Raw genomic sequence first — 17,197 nt, 5'->3', positions numbered from 1 at the left:
AGGCCCCGGCTGCAACGACGCGCGGTCGCGCGCTACCGGCTCTTGCTCCGCGTGCCCTTCTTCACCGCCTTCGCGCGCGGCGCTTCCTTCTCGGGCTGCGCGCCGCCGCCGGCGAGATCCTCGAGCCACGCGAGCGCATCGACGTACGACAGGAACTGCTGCAGATATTCCGGCGACAGCTCGCGCATCGTCGACAGCGACCGGTGCACGAGGCTATTCGAATTGAGCGGCCCCGCATTGCGCGGCACCTGGTCGAGCGATTGCCGGTACTGCTGCTCCGTGCGGACTTTCGACCACATCGTGCGGAAGTAGTCGACCAGATCGGGATCGAGCCCGCGCCGGTCGGCCTGCGCATCGCGCGCGAGCCGTTCGACGAGTTCCGCAATCGCGCCGCGTACGGGCGCACCGGCCGTGGCTTGCGCATTGTCGCGCGCGGCCTTCGCTTCATCGGCCCGCGCGACGACCTCCGCGAAGCCGTCGATCAAGGCTGCCAGCCGCGCGTCGAGCAGGTCGCGTGCGTCGCCGTCGAGCACGGCCGCGCGCCGTTCGAGCGCGTCGATCCGGTGAAAGCGCACGGGATCGAGCCGGTCGGCGCCCTGCTCGCGCCATGCGTCGAGCGTCGCGCGGGCGGGCGTCGAGTCGTCCGTCACTTCGCCTTCCCTCCGTTCGATGCGCTCTTGCGCGGCACTGGCGCAATCTCCACGCGGCGGTTCTTCGCGCGGCCTTCATCGTCCGCATTCGAGCTGACCGGCTGTTCGGAGCCGAACGCGGCCGCGAACACCGATGGCGCCGGCACGCCGGCGTCGATCAGCGCACGCGTGACCGTCAGCGCGCGCTTCGCCGACAGTTCCCAGTTGTCCGCGAACTGGCGGTTGCCGGCATGCACCTGCTGGTCGTCGGCAAAGCCGCTGATCATCAGGATCTCGTCGCGCGTCTTCAGATATGCGGCCAGCGGCGCGGCCAGCGTCTTCAGCAGGTCGCGGCCCGCGGGCTGCAACTGGTCGGAATTCAGCGCGAACAGTACGTTGCCGCTGATGCCGATGCGCCCGTTCACGAGCGTCACGCGGCCGGCCGCGAGCGGCCCGGCGAGCGCCTGTTCGAGCGACTTGCGCTGCTGCGCTTCGAGCTGGCGCGCACGCACGGCTTCCTCGAGCTTCGACGTGAGCTGAAGCTGCATGCCGATCACGCCGACGAGGATCAGCACGAACGCACCGAGCAACACCGACATCAGGTCGGCGAACGCGGGCCATACCGGCGCGGATGGCGCGCCGCCGTCGATTTCGTCGTGCATGCGTTACGCTCCGACAGGCGCCCGCCGGCCGGCGAGCTGCTGCAAGTCTTCGACGATCTGCTTCTGCGACATCACGCTCAGGTCGATCACCTCGCGCGCCTGCGCGACGTAGTACTCGAGCTGCTCGTCGCTACGCGCGAGCGATTTCTCGAGCGCGGCCTCGATGCGCTGCAGATGAGACAGCAGCTTGTCGTTCGATTCGCCGAACACCTGCACGGCCATCCCGAACGCATCGCCGAGGCTCGCGACCTCAACCGCGCCGGCAGTGACCTGCGCGGCCACCGAATCGAGCTTGCGCGTTTCGGCATCGACGGTGTCGTTGAAGCGAGCGCCGACGCGGTCGAGCAGGTCGGCCGACGTGCTGACGAGCGCGTCGATCGCGGTGCGCTGTTCGGTCGATGCGTGGTTGACCGCGCCGAGCAGCGTTTCGAGCGTCGCGAGCAGGCGGCTGCGTTCCTCGAGCGTCGCGGTATCGCGCACCATGCTGTCGGACAGGCGCTGGCGCAGCTCGGCGACGACGTCGGCCGCGGCCTTCGGCGCCTCCGACGCGGCCTGCACGAGGCGCGCGATCTCGTTGATCGTGTCGCTCGCATGCACCTGCGCCTGCGCGGTGATGTCGTTCGCGGTACGGGCCAGCGTGTCGCAGATGTCCTGCTGGCGCGTCGCGGCCAGCGCGCTCGTCTGCGCCCATTCGTCGCGCAGCGCGGCCACCATCGCGGCGAGCGAATCGTTCCATGCGGCGAGGCGCTGTTCGTCGCGCGCCGCGAGTTGCGTTTGCAGGCCCGTGTGCGAATCGCGGATCGTCGTCAGCAGTTCGTTCGAGCGTTGTTCGAACGTGGCGGCCTGCGTGGTGAGATCGCGCGTCGTTTGTGCGAGCGCATCGCAGATTTCCTGCTGACGGCCTGCGCCGTGCACGCCTGCGCGCTGCCATTCGTCGCCGAGCTTCGCGGCCATCGCGGCCAGCGAGTCGTTCCACGCAGACAGGCGTTCTTCGTCGCGTGCAGCCAGTTCCGTCTGCAGGCCCGTGTGCGAATCGCGAATCGTCGACAACAGTTCGTTCGAGCGTTGCTCGAAGGTCGAAGCCTGCGTGGTGAGGTCGCGTGTCGTTTGAGCAAGCGCGTCGCAGATTTCCTGCTGACGGCCTGTGCTGTGCACGCCTGCGCGCTGCCATTCGTCGCCAAGCTTCGTCGCCATCGCGGCCAGCGAGTCGTTCCACGCGGACAGGCGTTCTTCGTCGCGTGCGGCGAGTTGCGATTGCAGGCCCGTGTGCGAATCACGAATCGTCGACAACAGTTCGTTCGAGCGTTGCTCGAAGGTCGAAGCCTGCGTGGTGAGGTCGCGTGTCGTTTGAGCAAGCGCGTCGCAGATTTCCTGCTGACGGCCTGCGCTGTGCACGCCTGCGCGCTGCCATTCGTCGCCAAGCTTCGTCGCCATCGCGGCCAGCGAATCGTTCCACGCAGACAGGCGTTCTTCGTCGCGTGCGGCGAGTTGCGTTTGCAGGCCCGTGTGCGAATCGCGGATCGTCGTCAGCAGTTCGTTCGAGCGTTGTTCGAACGTGGCGGCCTGCGTGGTGAGATCGCGCGTCGTCTGCGCAAGCGCGTCGCAGATTTCCTGCTGACGGCCCGCGCTATGCACGCCCGCGCGCTGCCATTCGTCGCCGAGCTTCGCGGCCATCGCGGCCAGCGAGTCTTTCCACGCGGCGAGGCGCTGTTCGTCACGCGCGGCCAGTTCGGTCTGCAGCCCGGCGTGCGACTCGCGCATCGCGGCGAGCGTCGCGCTCGAATGCCGCTCGAACGTCGCGGCCGCTTCGCCCAGCGCGCGTGCGTGCTGGCCGGCCAGCGTCTCGCCGACCTGCTCCTGGCGCGACAGCGCTTCGCGCCACACGTCCGACAGGCGGCCTTCGGTCGATTCGAGGCGCGTCGCGACGCCGTCGAGCAGATCCGTCGAACGCTGCGCGAACGTGTCGGTGAACTGGCCGAGCGTCGTCTGCAGTTGCTGCGCGACGGCATCGCCCGCGCGGCGCTGTTCGTCGAGCGCGCGGTTCCAGACGGCCGTCACGTTGCCGGTGGTCTTCTCGAAGCCGTCCGTCAGCCCGTCGAGCTGGCGCTGCACGGCGCCCGTCACGGTGTCGCGCAGCGCGGCCATCTCCTGCGCGAGCCCCGTCATCGTCGCGGCGACGACCGGCTGCAGCGCGGCGCCGGCCACGCGCGCGCTCTCGGCGGCGCTTTCCTTCAGCGCGTCGCCGACGTTCGACGCGAGGCCCGCATACGCGCGCTCGGTCCGGTCGAAAAACGCCTGCTGGCTTTCGAGCTGGCGGTCGTGCAGCGCGACGCTGCGCGCCTCGAGCGTCGTCATCATCGTCTGCAGCCGGTCGACGAGCGCCGGCATCACGTCGGCCTGGCGCTGCAGCAGCCGGAACGATTCGTCGCGCTGGTGCGCGGACGAATGCACGCGCAGCGTCGTCGCGATCTTCGCGTCGAGCTGCTGCGCTACGTCGATCCGCTCGCGGCGCACGAGCGCGGACAGCAGCCCGAGCATCGCGGACGTCGCGACACCGGCGATCGACGTGCCGAACGCGAAGCCGAGCCCCTTCACCGGCGCGATCAGCGATGCGCGGATCGCGTCGAGATCGGTCGCGCTTTCGAGCGCGGCGCCCGTGCCCTTCAGCGTCACGACCATCCCGAGCAGCGTGCCGAGCATGCCGAGCAGCACCAGCAGGCCGACCAGATACGGCGTGAGCGCCGGGCCCGGCAGCGCGACGCGCGCGCCTTCGACACGCGCACGCACGGCGCCGCGCAGGCCCGGGTGCAGCGTGTCGAGCCACGCGTCGAGCTTCGCCGGCGGCTCGGCCAGGCCCGCGACCGCGTGCGACAGCGTGGCGGTCGCCTGCTTGTAGCGCAGCAGTTCCCATGCGCCGGCGACGTAGCACGCGCCGATCAGCAGCGTGACGGCCGTCGCCAGCGGGTTCGACGCGACATAGCCGGCGCCGATCCAGCCCACTGCGAGCAGACCGGCGACGAAGACAACGAGATCAATGCGAATTCTGGACATAGAGCGTGTTGATTAGCAGGTGCGAAGGGCCGCGAGCAGCCCGTCTACCGTTTGAAACCGGACTTCGAGTTCGGCGAGCAGGATGCTCTGCATTTCGTCTCGAAACGTGTCGAGCCATGCGCCGGGCACGATCGCCACGACGGCCGTGCCGCCGGCAACCGTGCCGCCGGCAACCGCGCCGTCGTCAGCCGTACCGGCCGGGTCGGCTGCAGCAGCGGATTCGGCATCGGCCAGCGCTTGCCGTTCCGCTTCGCGCAGCCGCCCGAAGCGCATGCCGAGCAGCACGGGCACGGCCGACAGCAGGCTGCGCTCGCGCGCGCCGAGCACGCGCTCCATGATCGTGTCGAGCGTCGCGAGCCGCGCCATCCCGGACGAACGCGCGGCGAGCGCGACCCGCAGGCGGCCGCGCAACTGGCCGATCGCCGTTTCCATCTCCTGCTGCAGGGACAGATAGCGCTGGCGGAAGTCCGCGAAATCGGCCGTGTCGGCGGCCGGCGGCGGCATGTCGCCGGGCCGGCGCCGCGTACGCGGCCGGTTGGTGGCCGTGATCGCCTGCGCGAGATCGTGGCGCACGCGCGCGCAGTCGCGCTCCGCGTCGTAGCCGCGCACGCCGGCCGCGACGCCGGGCGGGCTCGTGCTCAGCGCGGACGACAGCGTGATCGCGTCGGTCCAGCCGAGCCACTGGCTCAGCCGGTCGGACAGCGTCTGCCGGGATTCCGCGACGTCGGCATCGGCCAGGCGCGCGAGCAGCCGGACGAGGGTCGGACCGCTCAATGCCGGGCGCGGAGGAGCTTGCACCATGCTGCAAACCGTCAAAAAAGGCAGCAGTTTACACGTCGTCGGGGAGGCGACCGCCAGAATCGGGGAAGCGGCGCCGTCCGGCGCACCGGGCGACACACGCGAACACCCGTCGCGCAAGGCTCCGCGGGCGGTGGCGGGTAGCCGGGACCACCGTCGTCGGCGGCTCGGCGAGCCGCCGGGATCGGAGCGCCGGGCGCATCGCCCGGTGTGTCATGAGGAAGAAGAACGCGTTTCCGGAAGCGTGGTGCGCGGTTCGAGCAGTTCGCTCCGGCGGCCGACCAAATGAATGGCCGGCCACCATGCGATGCAGACCGGGGGGCGAAGCAGTCAGATCCCCGCTTTCGGTGCATTCAGGATCAGCCGCAGCCCGAGCAGCGTGATCGCGCCGGCCGCGATGCGGTCGACCCATTTCTTCGCGCGCAGGTAGAGCTCGCGCGGCCGACGCGTGGAAAAGCACAGCGCGACGATCGTGTACCAGCCGAACTCGACGCCGAACACGAGCGGCGGCAGCGCGAGGTAGCACCACAGCGGCGGATGCTGGGGGAGCAGCGCCGCGAAGATGCTGCCGTACCAGATCGCCGTCTTCGGGTTGCTGAGCTGGGTCGTGAGGCCCGTCCAGAACGACTTGCGCGCGCTGCCGCCGGCCACGGCCTGCGGATCGTCCATCGCGATCGGCCGGTCGGCGCCGCGCCAGATCTTCGACGCCATGTAGATCAGGTACGCGCCGCCCGCGATCTTCAGGCCCACATACAGCCATTCGACGGCCTGCAGCAGCGTATAGAGCCCGGCCAGCGCGACGCCGCCGAACACGATGCCGCCCATGCCCATGCCGAGCGCGGTGGCGAGCCCGTCGCGGCGCGACAGTCCGATCGAATTGCGGGCAACCAGCACGAAGCTCGGGCCCGGAATCATCGCGCCTAGCCACAGCGCGGCCAGGATCGCAAGTACGGCAGCCGATGCGGTCATCGAAGTCTCCTTGGTCAGCGACGCCGATGCGCCGGCGCCTGCGTGTCGTTTCCGACGGTCGATGTCGTTTCCGACGGTCGAGCCGCCGATTCTGGCACGCTTCGCGCGTGACCGAAAGCGGCCGCGCGCTGCTATGCTGGCCCTCTTTCCTGTCATCCCGCGCCGACGCCCATGATCGAGATCCGCGCCGCCCGTTATCCCGACGATGCCCGTGTCGTCGTTCGCCTTCAATCCAGTGCCGGACACCGGGTTTTCCGGGCGGGATCCGCGATCGGCACGACAACACGCCGGGCCCTCGTCCCGCTGCTCGCCGCACTCTCGTTCAACGCATGGGCCGGCGACCTGCCGAAGTCGATCGCCACGCAACTGCCGCCCGGCTACCAGCCGCTGCTCGCGCAAGCCGGGCCCGATCTCGGCAACGGGCTGCACAGCTTTCTGGTCGTCGTGCATCGCTTGACCGACACGCGCGAGCAGCCGTCGCCGCGCCCGCTGCTGATCTACGAGGAACAGCCCGACCACACGTTCCGGCTCGCCACGCGCAACGACCAGGTCGTCCTGCGCGCGAACGAAGGCGGCCAGTGCGATCCGTTCGAGTTCGCCGACGACGGCCTCTCCGTAAAAGGCCGCTATTTCACCGTGCAGAACGTCGTCGCGTGCGGACAGCACTGGAGCGACTACGTGACGTTTCGCTACGACCCGCGCACGCACGGCTGGGTATTTTCGAACCAGATCGTCACGGAATCGTTTCCGCTCGACGACAAACCCGACCGCGTCACCGTCACGCGCGCCGACTCGCACCGGCCGATCACGTTCGGTCAATGGAAACGCAAGGACTGAAGCGACCGGCGCAACGCGCTGCGACCCGTTGCGCCGCGCGCCGGCCGCCTCGTACCCGCACCGGCGCGTGGCCCGTCTGTCGCGCTCCCTGCGTCGCCCGCCCTTCCGGTGCTCGCGAGCGCACGCCAACAGGACTACCATAAGGCGCTCGCCGTCGCGCGACCGTGCGCCGCCACCGCACGCGGCTCGCCCGCACGCCTTCCCTCGTTGCACCCACGCAGGAGGACGTCATGACGCAACACTTCGATGCAATCGTCATCGGCACCGGGCAAGCCGGGCCGCCGCTCGCCGCGCGGCTGTCCGCCGCCGGGATGAAAGTCGCGATCGTCGAACGCGGCCGCTTCGGCGGCACCTGCGTGAACACCGGCTGCATTCCGACCAAGACGCTGATCGCGAGCGCATACGCCGCGCAGCTCGCGCGGCGCGCCGCCGAATACGGCGTGTCGGTCGGCGGCGCCGTCACCGTCGACATGAAAGCCGTGAAGGCGCGCAAGGACCAGATCTCCGGCCGCTCGAACCATGGCGTCGAACAATGGGTGCGCGGCCTCGCGAACACGACCGTGTGTCAGGGTCATGCCCGATTCGAGCGCGCCGACGCGGTGCGCGTGGGCGACGAACTGCTCGAAGCGGAACGCATCTTCATCAACGTCGGCGGACGCGCGCAGGTGCCGGCGATGCCGGGCCTCGACTCGGTGCCATACCTCACCAACTCGACGATGATGGACGTCGACTTCCTGCCCGAGCATCTCGTGATCGTCGGCGGCAGCTACGTCGGGCTCGAATTCGGCCAGATGTACCGCCGCTTCGGGTCGAAGGTCACGATCGTCGAGAAGGGCTCGCGCCTGATCCGCCGCGAGGACGACGACGTGTCGCAAGCCGTGCGCGAGATCCTCGAAAACGAAGGGATCGACGTGCAGCTCGACGCGAACTGCCTGAGCGCGCGGCGCGACGGCGACGGCATCGCGGTCGGCCTCGACTGCGCGGGCGGCGGCCGCGAGGTCGAGGGCTCGCACCTGCTGCTCGCGGTCGGGCGCGTGCCGAACACCGACGATCTCGGGCTCGACCGTGCGGGTGTCGAGACGGACGCGCGCGGCTATATCACCGTCGACGAGCAGTTGCGCACGAACGTGCCCGGCATCTGGGCGCTCGGCGATTGCAACGGGCGCGGCGCGTTCACGCACACGGCGTACAACGACTACGAGATCGTCGCGGCCAACCTGCTCGACGGCGATCCGCGCAAGGTGTCCGACCGCATCGCGGCTTACGCGATGTATATCGATCCGCCGCTCGGCCGCGTCGGCATGACGCTCGCGGAAGCGAAGCAGACGGGCCGCAGGCTGCTCGTCGGCACGCGCCCGATGACGCGCGTCGGCCGTGCGGTCGAAAAAGGCGAAAGCCAGGGTTTCATGAAAGTGATCGTCGACGCGGACAGCCACGCGATCCTCGGCGCGTCGATCCTCGGCGTGACGGGCGACGAGGTCGTGCACGGGATGCTCGACGTGATGGCCGCGGGCGCGCCGTACACGACGATCAGCCGCGCGATGCACATCCATCCGACCGTGTCGGAACTCGTGCCGACGCTGCTGCAGGATCTGCATCCGGTCGAATGACGCGCGGCGGGCGGCAGGCGGCAGGCGGCAGGCGGCAGGCGGCAGGCGGCAGGCAGCCTCCGCGAATCGCCCGCCCACAACGGTGCGCGCCGCCCGCTCAGCTTTCGAAATACCGCGGCCGGTCGATATCGGCAATCAGCCCCGGCTGCGTCGGCGCCCAGTCGAGCCATGCACGCGTGCGCTCGCTGGTTGCGGGCGCATCCATTCCCGCGAACATCGCGAACCAGCCGAAGTGCTCGCCCGCTTCCGCCGCTGATTTCGCGACGACCGGCACGTTCAGCCGCCGGCCGATCACCGCCGCGATGTCGCGGAACGGCACCCCCGTATCGTCGACCGCGTGATAACGCGCGCCGGCCGCGCCGCGTTCGATCGCGAGCCGATAAACGCGTGCCGCGTCGAGCCGGTGCACGGCAGGCCAGCGATTGCCGCCATCGCCGAGATAGGCCGATGCACCCTTCTCTCTCGCGACTGCGATCAGGCGCGGCACGAACGCGTGATCGCCGTCGCCGTGCACGGACGGCGGCAAGCGCACGACCGACGCATGCACGCCACGCGCTTCGAGCGCGACCGCAGTGGCTTCGGATGCGCGCGGATAGGCCGCCGAAACCGGCACGTGCGGATCGTCCTCGGTCGCTGCGCGGCCGGGCGCGACGAGCGCCAGGCCCGACGTGACGACGAGTGGCCGCGCCGAGCCCGCGAGCACCGCACCGATTGTCTCGATCGCACGTCGGTCGAGTTCGCAGTTCTCCGCAAAGCGCGAGAAGTCGTGATTGAATCCCGTATGGATCACCGCATCGGCGACATCGGCACCGCGCGCCAGGCTGTCGAGATCCTCCAGCGACCCGCGATGGACGTCGGCGCCTGCGGCCGCAACCGACGCGGCGGCCGCATCGGACCGTGCAAGCCCGAGCACCGAATGGCCGGCGGCAACGAGTTCGGCAACGACGGCGGAGCCGACGAATCCCGATGCTCCAGTGACAAAGACACGCATGTTCAGCACCTCCGGATGGAATGGAGGATTACTATCTGTCGACGGCCGCTCGCGGTGAAGACGTGACGGTTTACCGGTAAACGAACTAACAGGCTATGGCAGACGGACCCGACAACCTGCTCGGCGCGTACCTTCGGGATCGCCGCGAGAAACTCGACCCGGCCGCGCTCGGCCTGCCCGTCGCGCGCCGCCGCACACCGGGCTTGCGGCGCGAGGAAGTCGCGCAGCGCGCGCACGTGAGCGCCGCGTGGTACACGTGGCTCGAACAGGGGCGCGGCGGCGCGCCGTCGGCCGACGTGCTGGACCGGCTCGCGAATGCGCTGATGCTGAACGACGCCGAACGCGAGCACCTGTTCCTGATCGGCGTCGGCCATCCGCCCGAAGTGCGCTACCACGCGACCGACAGCGTGACACCCCGACTGCAGCACGTGCTCGATTCGCTCGAAGCGAGCCCGGCGATCGTGCGCTCGGCGACGTGGGACGTCGTCGCATGGAACGACGCGGCGGCAGCGACGCTGACCGACTATGCGACGCTGCCGCCGGAGCGACGCAACATCCTGCGGCTGATCTTCGTCGATCAGCGCGTGCGCGATGCGCAGTCGAACTGGAAACAGGTCGCGCGGTTCGCCGTGGGCGCGTTTCGCGCCGACGTCGCGCGCGGCGGCGCAACGCAAACCGTGCAGGCCTTCGTCGACGAAATGCGTGCGACGAGTGCGGAGTTCGATGCACTGTGGCGCGACCACGATATCCGCGCGCACGAAGAAGGTACCAAGGAAATCCGCCATCCGGCCGTCGGGCGGATCGCGCTCGAATACTCGGCGTTCGCGGTAAACGGCCGGCCCGACCTGACGCTCGTGATTTTCACGCCGGAAACGGCCGCCGATCGCGCGCGCATCCGGACGCTGGTCGCGGCGCGCGAACAAGCCGGCACAGAACACGCATCGGCCGCGTAACGATGCCCCGCCACCCCGCCGCGCCCCGTCGCAATCCGCACTTGCGGTGGCCGGTAGCGGCCGGCGGAAAACGCGAGGGGGCGTCGCGCATCAACGCGCGACGCCCCTGCTTCGTTTCCGGCAATCGGGACGTCGATGCAAGAAATTCTTCGCGGATTGCCGCGGATGTCGCTTGACGACCCGAATCGGCCGAACCAGCCAGTCGGCTCCGGCACCATCGATGCGCTATGCGTGTCGGCTTTCGATTTTCGTCAACGGGTACCCGTGCGGAACGTGCAGCCGCGACAATCGAACGCCTACCCTTCCGGACACGGCGCCGCGCATGGCGCGATGTGGCCTTGGCGCAGGAGTTCGCTGGCGCGAGCGGCCCCCACTGCTTCGCTGAAACGGAAGCCTTGCGCACTCGTCGCCCGATTCGTCGCAGCCAGCAGCGCACGCTGTTGCTCGGTCTCCACACCTTGGGCAATGACGCCGATCCCGATACTGTGCGCAAAGGTGACGATGGCACGTATCGTCGCCGCGCTCTCGGGATCGCTGGTCGACCGGTGGATGAGGGATCGCGCGATCTTGAGATGGTTCACGCGATAAGCCTTGACATACTCAAATGACGCGTAATTGCTACCGAAATCATCAATGGCAAGCTTCGCGCCGAGCGCATGCAGCTGCGGGAGTATGTCGCTTTGTGCCCACGACAGCCTGGCCAGAGTCGCCTCGGTCACGTCGAATTCCAGATCGGAGGGGGCGAGGCGCCATTTCGCGGCCGCTTCAGCGACATCGCGCACGAACGTTTGAGCACTCCAGAGCTCGAACAAAGACAGATTGATCGCGATCATCAGCGGGGCCACCCCCTCGTCGCGCCACGCTCTCATTTGCCGGCACGCCTGATCCAGCACCCAGCGACCAAGCGCTGCCATGGTGCCGTCCCTCTCTGCGATCGGAATGAACACACCGGGGGCAATGAGGCCCCGCGTCGGGTGATGCCAGCGAACCAGCCCTTCCATTCCGAGAATGTTTCCGGAGGACAACTCGACCTCGGGTTGGTACTGGAGTTCCAGCTCGCCGCGATCCATCGCTCCTCTCAAGTCGTCGGCGAGTGCGACACGTTCGCGTACTTCCTGGTCGAGTTCGTCGGAATGAAAGCGGTACCGGTTGCCGCCCTGATGCTTCGCGCGCTGGAGCGCCAAATCGGCCTGCATCAGCATGGCGTCCGCTCCACTGTCGCCCTGGACGTACGCACGGATGCCGATGCTCGCCGAAATCCGCACATCGTTGCCATCAAGCAGATAGGGAGCCGACAGCGCCGCCTGGAGCTTCGCAGCCAGTGCCCCGGCGTCCGCCGGCTCGACCATCTCGCCCTGCAGCACGGCAAACGCATCGCCGCCCAACCGGGCAACCAGGTCGCTTTCCCGAGCACAATTCCCGAGACGCTCCGCCACCTCCCGAAGCAACAGGTCGCCGATCGGATAACCCAGTCTGTCGTTGACCAGCCTGAAGCGGTCGAGAGCGACAAACAAGATCGCAAACGGCATGGTGCCGTGTCGGGCTGCAGCGAAAGCCTGGCGCACCCGCGCGAGGAAGCCGGCCCGATTCGCCAATCCCGTGAGCGCATCGGTGTGAGCGAGCCGCGCGATCTTTTCCTCCGCTGCCTTGCGCTCGGCAATGTCGATGATGATCCCTTCGACTTCGATCAGCCGTCCCTCCTTGTCGCGGACCGGAACATAGCGATTCTCGACACAACGGTAAGCGCCGTCGCCAGTGCGCAAGCGGAACTCGATCGAGACGCCTTCGGTGTCCTTGTCCAATACTCGCGCCAGTGCCGCATCGACTTTGGCCTGGTCGTCCGGCGCGACAAGCTCGTTGGCCCAGACTGGCGAAGCGAGCAAGGCAGCGCGGTCGTGGCCGAACCTGGCGATGTCATGCGATATGTAGATGAGCGGAAACGACGGCACGCCGCGCAGACGGTAAAGGATGACCGGACTGTTCTGGACGATGATGTTGGCTTCGGCAAGCGCATCGATTCTTTCCTCGACGACCTCTTCCAGGTCGCTCGTCTTGAAGGCCGCCTCTTTCGTCATCTGCCACTTCGTGGTCAGCACGCTCGCCGTCTGACGGACCTCGATGTTGTTCAATGGCTTCTTGAGAATGAGCAGCCGGTCGTCTGCGCCCAAGCGCCTGGCCAGGGTGCCCCAAGGGGGATCGGAATGCGGGCTGCATAGGGCAACCTGCAGCTTCGGATCCACTTGCCAGAGTCGCTCGATGGTCTGAAAGCAGTCCCAACCGTGCAGCATGTGCGTGTCGACAAAGGCCATCGCATAGGGTTTGTTCTCCGCCAGCGCATGCACGACCCGCTCCAGCGCTTCCCGGCCCTGATAGGCGGAATCGATCTGAAACGCCGCGCGACTGGCTGGAACCTCGCCGAACAACGGCGCCTGGGTTGCGGCCAGCGCAGTTTCGCCGTCCAGTGGGCGAGCGAGAATCTTGCGGAAATTCTGGTGCGCCGCAACGTTGTCGTTGATCACGAGGACGCGACGATTGACCGGATCGGTCTGCGCGCTCACGCAGGACCCTTGACGGTGCCAGTGGTGGATCCAGGGCAACGATCCCGCCTTTGCAGGCGTCGTCGCACCGTGTCTGCCGGAACGCACGCCCCTGGGCAGCCAGTGCGGTTCCATGTAAGCCCCGGCGTGAGGCGCAGACCGTGCCTCCCCCTGTCCGTGGTGAAGCCTAGATTGAAAACGCATGCCAGGTTCTCCCCGCAATCCCGCTAACGGTTGCCGCTGAATCGGATCTCAAGTGTTGCGCCGACAAAAAGTGCGCCGAACACGTATAGGGACGCATCGATCCCGCCCAGCGCGATCGCATTCGTATCGAGCCGATCGGCGGCGTGGGGTCGCTCGAAGCCTCCACGGTGACGGGTCGGGCCGCAGATACACGATTGCTTGGGATAGTTGGACGATTCCGGCCGCTCCACGCTTGCAGCAACTTTGGTTCAATGCGTCAACGTCGACTCACCGCGGCACCCTGTATGTCGAGCCGCGTATGTGTTGGGTCAAACTCAGCCCCAAAGATTGGCCCAATTTCGTCAGACGATCGAAGTATAGTCGCGCGCATCGATCTGACAAACTTCAGTGACCGGGAATCTCATTCGCGCTTGACGGCGAATCGAGGGTCGGACGCGGCATGGTCAGGTTGCGGAACGGGTTGCGCCCACTCGGATCAGCCGCTGGCCAGCATTCGAGCCCTTAACTTCGTCGACTACCAGGTCCGCGGCAACAACGCGACGCTTTGGAATCCTTGATACCAAAATGTCGGCCGAATGTTCGCCGACGCCGGCACGCCGGCCTATACTTCATATCGATAGATGAATGCCAGCGATACCAGAGCGTCCGGCTACGCGCGCTGGCGTGAGCAGCCGATCGCCTGACTGCGGTCCTGGAACCCTCCCCCGCCGGTCTTCGCGAAATCAATGAGAATTTTGAGGAGCACATGAGCGCGTTATCGTCGCCGACGAGCGCCCCCGGGCCGTCGGGCTCGTGACCACGGCTCATGTCTGCTTGCTCCTCGAGGCCTTGGCGCTGGTCCTCACCGGTCCGTTTTTCCTTCAAGATCCCGCCCTCAGATTCGAGAGTTCCGCGTTTCGTGGAATGGCGATCGTGGCAGCCGCGCTGGAGGCCGTTTCGCGGCATATGTGACGTGGCGTATTACCGGTCATCCAGCGGAGCCCCCGTTGCACTATATGACGCTTGGTTTTCTCTCTTGCCGGGAATGATGTTGAACCCGACACGATGGGGGGCATTACATGAATAATTTGACCCTTGAAAAACCGCCGCTCCATATCACCGTCATAGCGATTGCTTACGTGATCTGCGGACTGTGGTACTTCAGCTGGCGCCTGACAGCCATCAACTGGCATCTACCGTTTTTTTCGATCCCGCTCTACGGCGCAGAACTATTCGGTTTCGTCACGGGCTTGCTGTACCTCTTGATGACCTACCGGTTAGCCGTACGGTCGGTACCAGCCCCGCTACGCGATGCTACCGTCGACGTGTTCGTACCGACGTATAACGAGTCGATCGAACTGGTTCGCCGCACGTTGCAGGCAGCACTCAATATCGAATATCCGCACCGGACCTGGTTGCTTGACGACGGCCATCGCGAGGAAATGCTGATGCTGGCACGCGAACTCGGCTGCGACTACCTTGCGCGAAGTGAAAACAGTTACGCGAAGGCCGGCAATCTGAACAATGCCCTCAAACACAGCCATGGCGAATTCATCGCGATCTTCGACGCGGACCATGCAGCGCGCAAGGACTTCCTCGACAAGACGCTGGGCTACTTTGCAGATCCGATGGTGGCGTTCGTACAGACACCGCAGGACTTCTACAACGTCGATTCATTCAACCATCGCATGGGAGGGCGTCGCGTCTGGAACGAGCAGTCGCTCTTCTTCAAGGTCATCCAGCGCGGCAAGGATACGTGGAATTCGACCTTCTTCTGCGGTAGCTGCGCGCTGCTACGCCGCAGCGCGCTGGAAGCGATCGGCGGCTTTGCGACCGAGACGGTCACCGAAGATATCCACACGTCGATCAAGCTGCACAAGCAGGGATATCGGTCGGTGTATCAGCCGGAATCGCTTGCATTCGGCCTGGCCCCGCACAGCATTGAAACCTACCTGCAACAGCGGATTCGTTGGGGCATGGGCGGTATGCAGGTACTACGGCGCGAACGCATTCTTTCCAGCCCTGGGCTGACGTTGGCGCAGCGACTGAACTACTTTGCGTCGATGCTCGTTTACTTCGAAGGATGGCAAAAGCTCGTCTTCTTCATTACTTCGCCCGCGGTCTTCTTCTTCGGAATCCTGCCAATCAGCGCGCCGGTGAGCGAATTTCTGATCTATTTCTTGATGTACTACGCGCTTTCGTCGCTGATGTACACGGAACTGGCACGGGGCTACGGCGCGCTGTTTCTGAGTGAGCAGTACGGCATGGTCCGCTTCTTCTCATTCATGTTAACGACCGTCGGCCTGTTTCGCAGGACGATCGGTTTCTCGGTCACCAGCAAGGAATTATCGCTTGCAGGCCGCGCCTGGCTCTGGCTATTGCCGTCGCTGATCGTCGCAGGACTGACCGCGTCGAGCATTCCGTTCGGCCTCTACCGGATGTATCACGGCACGTTACCGGTGGGCGCCGGCATCGCGAACACCGTATGGGCGTGTGCCACGATCGCAGCCGCGAGTGTCATTGCATGGTTCAGTCATCGCCGGGCGCAGAACCGGCGCACCGAATATCGTTTCCCATTGCATATGCCGATGATGCTGACGCTGGACGGCAGGTCGTTTCTAGGCCTGTCGGAGGATCTTTCGGCAAGCGGCGCGCTTTACCACGGAGAAGTTCCCTCCCGGTTGTCGCCTGAAAGCTGCCCTGAGGTCGAGATCCACCTGCCGAACCTCGTCGTACGTACCAAGGCGAGTGTTACGTTCGTCGGAGACGATCGCGGCATCGCCCATTCCGATCGAACGATCGGATTGCGCTTTAGCTGGGCCTCGGCGGACCTGAGTCGCCCGCTTGAGACGTTCCTGTTTGGCAGCAGTTTGCAATTCGAACAGGGCAGCGTGACCGATCAGCGGACAACCCTGTTGACGCGTCTTGCGCGCGGCACCCCCATCAATACGAGCGTACTGGGTGCGGGTAGTCATTGGGCACCGGGATTCTTGAACCAGTCCCGCGACACTCATCCGGTACCCGTTACCGTCGTGTCGGCGGTACGCGATACGGGCGACATGGGGTGGATCCTCAGCAACGGCGAACTCGACACGAGCCTCGATGTGTTTTTGCACCAGCGCCGGGCGGGCAGCGAAACGACGCAGCGCCTCTCATTGAGTTTGAGCGGAAGCCTGGATACGCCTACCGGGCAAATGCATCTATACAACGTCACGTCGCGTCATGCGCTGACGCTGCATAATCTCGGGAACGAAAATGACGAAGATCTCGCCGATCAATCGAGCAATGCCTCGCCGGCTGGCGCTTGCAATCGTCGCTTGCGCCCTGCCATTTAGCCCGTCGGCGCTCGCAGGACAGCCGTTGATATTTGCCGGCGCATCGATCGCCGAGCAAGGTGAACGCAACGAATACATCGGCGTCACGGCCCCATTTTTTTCCAGTCGCTTCCTGACCCAGCGGCTCGCGATCAGCGACTATTACTATCAGTACGGCACGAACGGAACGACCGTCAAGGTCAGGGGGCAGGCAGCCGAGGTAGCCCTGGGCGCGCAGGCGGCCTGGCAACGCGGATGGGTCGAAGCTTCGACCGGCCCACGGTTTCGCCATAACCGTGTGACGCCGCCCGGTGCTAACGCACGTGCCGACGGCAGCCAGTGGGGGCTCGCGCTTGGTTTGCAGGGCGAGCAGCGTTTCGGTGAGGATTGGGCTTTTAACGGGATTGGTTCTTACACGATCGGGCCGGCATCATATTGGGGCCGAGCCCGTTTTCTGCATCGAACGTTTGGCGATGCGTGGGCCGGTGTCGAAGTAATCAAGCACGGCGACCCCGACTATCGGGCCACGCAAGGCGGCCTTGTACTAACGGGCATCAAGATTGGCGATAAGTTCGACATTGGATTCTATGCCGGAGTGAAGAAGACGAGCGGCCAGCCGCGTTCCTTTTATGGCGGCATCGAACTGACCAAGGGATTCTGACC

At 66.2% G+C, this 17,197-nt stretch carries 13 protein-coding genes; 6 read left to right on the top strand and 7 right to left on the bottom strand.

Annotated elements, in window-relative coordinates; genetic code table 11:
* Positions 1-32: 32 nt before the first annotated feature.
* Genes FPJ27_RS06875 through FPJ27_RS06860 form a run of 4 tightly spaced genes read right to left on the bottom strand, consistent with a single transcriptional unit; the run spans position 33 to position 5,143 of the window.
* Complete coding sequence (locus FPJ27_RS06875; protein ID WP_072442119.1) at positions 33-650, bottom strand: DUF2894 domain-containing protein; 618 nt, start codon at positions 648-650, stop codon at positions 33-35.
* Positions 647-1,291, bottom strand: coding sequence for an OmpA family protein (locus FPJ27_RS06870; RefSeq protein ID WP_204422427.1), 645 nt, complete (start codon positions 1,289-1,291; stop codon positions 647-649). The genes FPJ27_RS06875 and FPJ27_RS06870 overlap by 4 nt, the downstream gene beginning before the upstream one ends.
* 3 nt (positions 1,292-1,294) lie before the next feature.
* Positions 1,295-4,342 carry a DUF802 domain-containing protein gene (locus FPJ27_RS06865; protein ID WP_204422426.1) on the bottom strand — a complete coding sequence of 1,016 codons (3,048 nt, stop codon included), beginning with the start codon at positions 4,340-4,342 and terminating at the stop codon, positions 1,295-1,297.
* Positions 4,343-4,354: 12 nt separating this feature from the next.
* The gene (locus FPJ27_RS06860) at positions 4,355-5,143 is read right to left on the bottom strand and encodes a DUF3348 domain-containing protein (protein WP_204422425.1); all 789 of its coding nucleotides are present in this window, start codon (positions 5,141-5,143) and stop codon (positions 4,355-4,357) included.
* Here FPJ27_RS06860 and FPJ27_RS06855 point away from each other — a divergent pair.
* Positions 5,142-5,429, top strand: a complete 288-nt coding sequence (locus FPJ27_RS06855) for a hypothetical protein (protein WP_204422424.1) — start codon at positions 5,142-5,144, stop codon at positions 5,427-5,429. The genes FPJ27_RS06860 and FPJ27_RS06855 overlap by 2 nt on opposite strands.
* Before the next feature lie 41 nt (positions 5,430-5,470).
* On the opposite strand, the gene FPJ27_RS06850 is transcribed toward FPJ27_RS06855, so the two are convergent.
* The gene (locus FPJ27_RS06850) at positions 5,471-6,109 is read right to left on the bottom strand and encodes a LysE family translocator (protein WP_072442127.1); all 639 of its coding nucleotides are present in this window, start codon (positions 6,107-6,109) and stop codon (positions 5,471-5,473) included.
* Positions 6,110-6,280: 171 nt separating this feature from the next.
* Here FPJ27_RS06850 and FPJ27_RS06845 point away from each other — a divergent pair, with 171 nt between their 5' ends.
* Both FPJ27_RS06845 and FPJ27_RS06840 read left to right on the top strand, forming a co-directional pair.
* The gene (locus FPJ27_RS06845) at positions 6,281-6,946 is read left to right on the top strand and encodes a hypothetical protein (RefSeq protein ID WP_239483248.1); all 666 of its coding nucleotides are present in this window, start codon (positions 6,281-6,283) and stop codon (positions 6,944-6,946) included.
* Positions 6,947-7,176: 230 nt separating this feature from the next.
* A complete protein-coding gene (locus FPJ27_RS06840) occupies positions 7,177-8,556 on the top strand; it encodes an FAD-containing oxidoreductase (RefSeq protein WP_204422423.1) in 1,380 nt (459 codons plus the stop codon).
* Positions 8,557-8,653: 97 nt separating this feature from the next.
* Here the strand turns inward: FPJ27_RS06840 and FPJ27_RS06835 are convergent, their stop codons facing one another.
* Positions 8,654-9,547 (bottom strand): SDR family oxidoreductase, encoded by an 894-nt coding sequence (locus FPJ27_RS06835; RefSeq protein ID WP_204422422.1) that lies wholly within the window; start codon positions 9,545-9,547, stop codon positions 8,654-8,656.
* Positions 9,548-9,642: 95 nt separating this feature from the next.
* On the opposite strand from FPJ27_RS06835, the gene FPJ27_RS06830 reads away from it, so the two are divergent.
* Positions 9,643-10,500 (top strand): helix-turn-helix transcriptional regulator, encoded by an 858-nt coding sequence (locus FPJ27_RS06830; RefSeq protein WP_204422421.1) that lies wholly within the window; start codon positions 9,643-9,645, stop codon positions 10,498-10,500.
* A gap of 296 nt (positions 10,501-10,796) precedes the next feature.
* Here the strand turns inward: FPJ27_RS06830 and FPJ27_RS06825 are convergent, their stop codons facing one another.
* Positions 10,797-13,058, bottom strand: a complete 2,262-nt coding sequence (locus FPJ27_RS06825) for a GGDEF domain-containing phosphodiesterase (RefSeq protein WP_239483247.1) — start codon at positions 13,056-13,058, stop codon at positions 10,797-10,799.
* A gap of 1,241 nt (positions 13,059-14,299) precedes the next feature.
* Here FPJ27_RS06825 and FPJ27_RS06820 point away from each other — a divergent pair.
* Positions 14,300-16,555 carry a glycosyltransferase gene (locus FPJ27_RS06820; protein WP_204422419.1) on the top strand — a complete coding sequence of 752 codons (2,256 nt, stop codon included), beginning with the start codon at positions 14,300-14,302 and terminating at the stop codon, positions 16,553-16,555.
* Entirely contained in the window at positions 16,476-17,195 is a 720-nt protein-coding gene (bcsS, locus tag FPJ27_RS06815) for a cellulose biosynthesis protein BcsS (protein WP_204422418.1), read from the top strand. The genes FPJ27_RS06820 and bcsS overlap by 80 nt, the downstream gene beginning before the upstream one ends.
* The last annotated feature ends 2 nt before the right edge of the window (positions 17,196-17,197 follow it).

This window comes from Burkholderia sp. MS455 (genome assembly GCF_016899445.1).
Lineage (GTDB): Bacteria > Pseudomonadota > Gammaproteobacteria > Burkholderiales > Burkholderiaceae > Burkholderia > Burkholderia pyrrocinia_C.
This window is presented reverse-complemented; position numbering and strand designations above follow the sequence as displayed.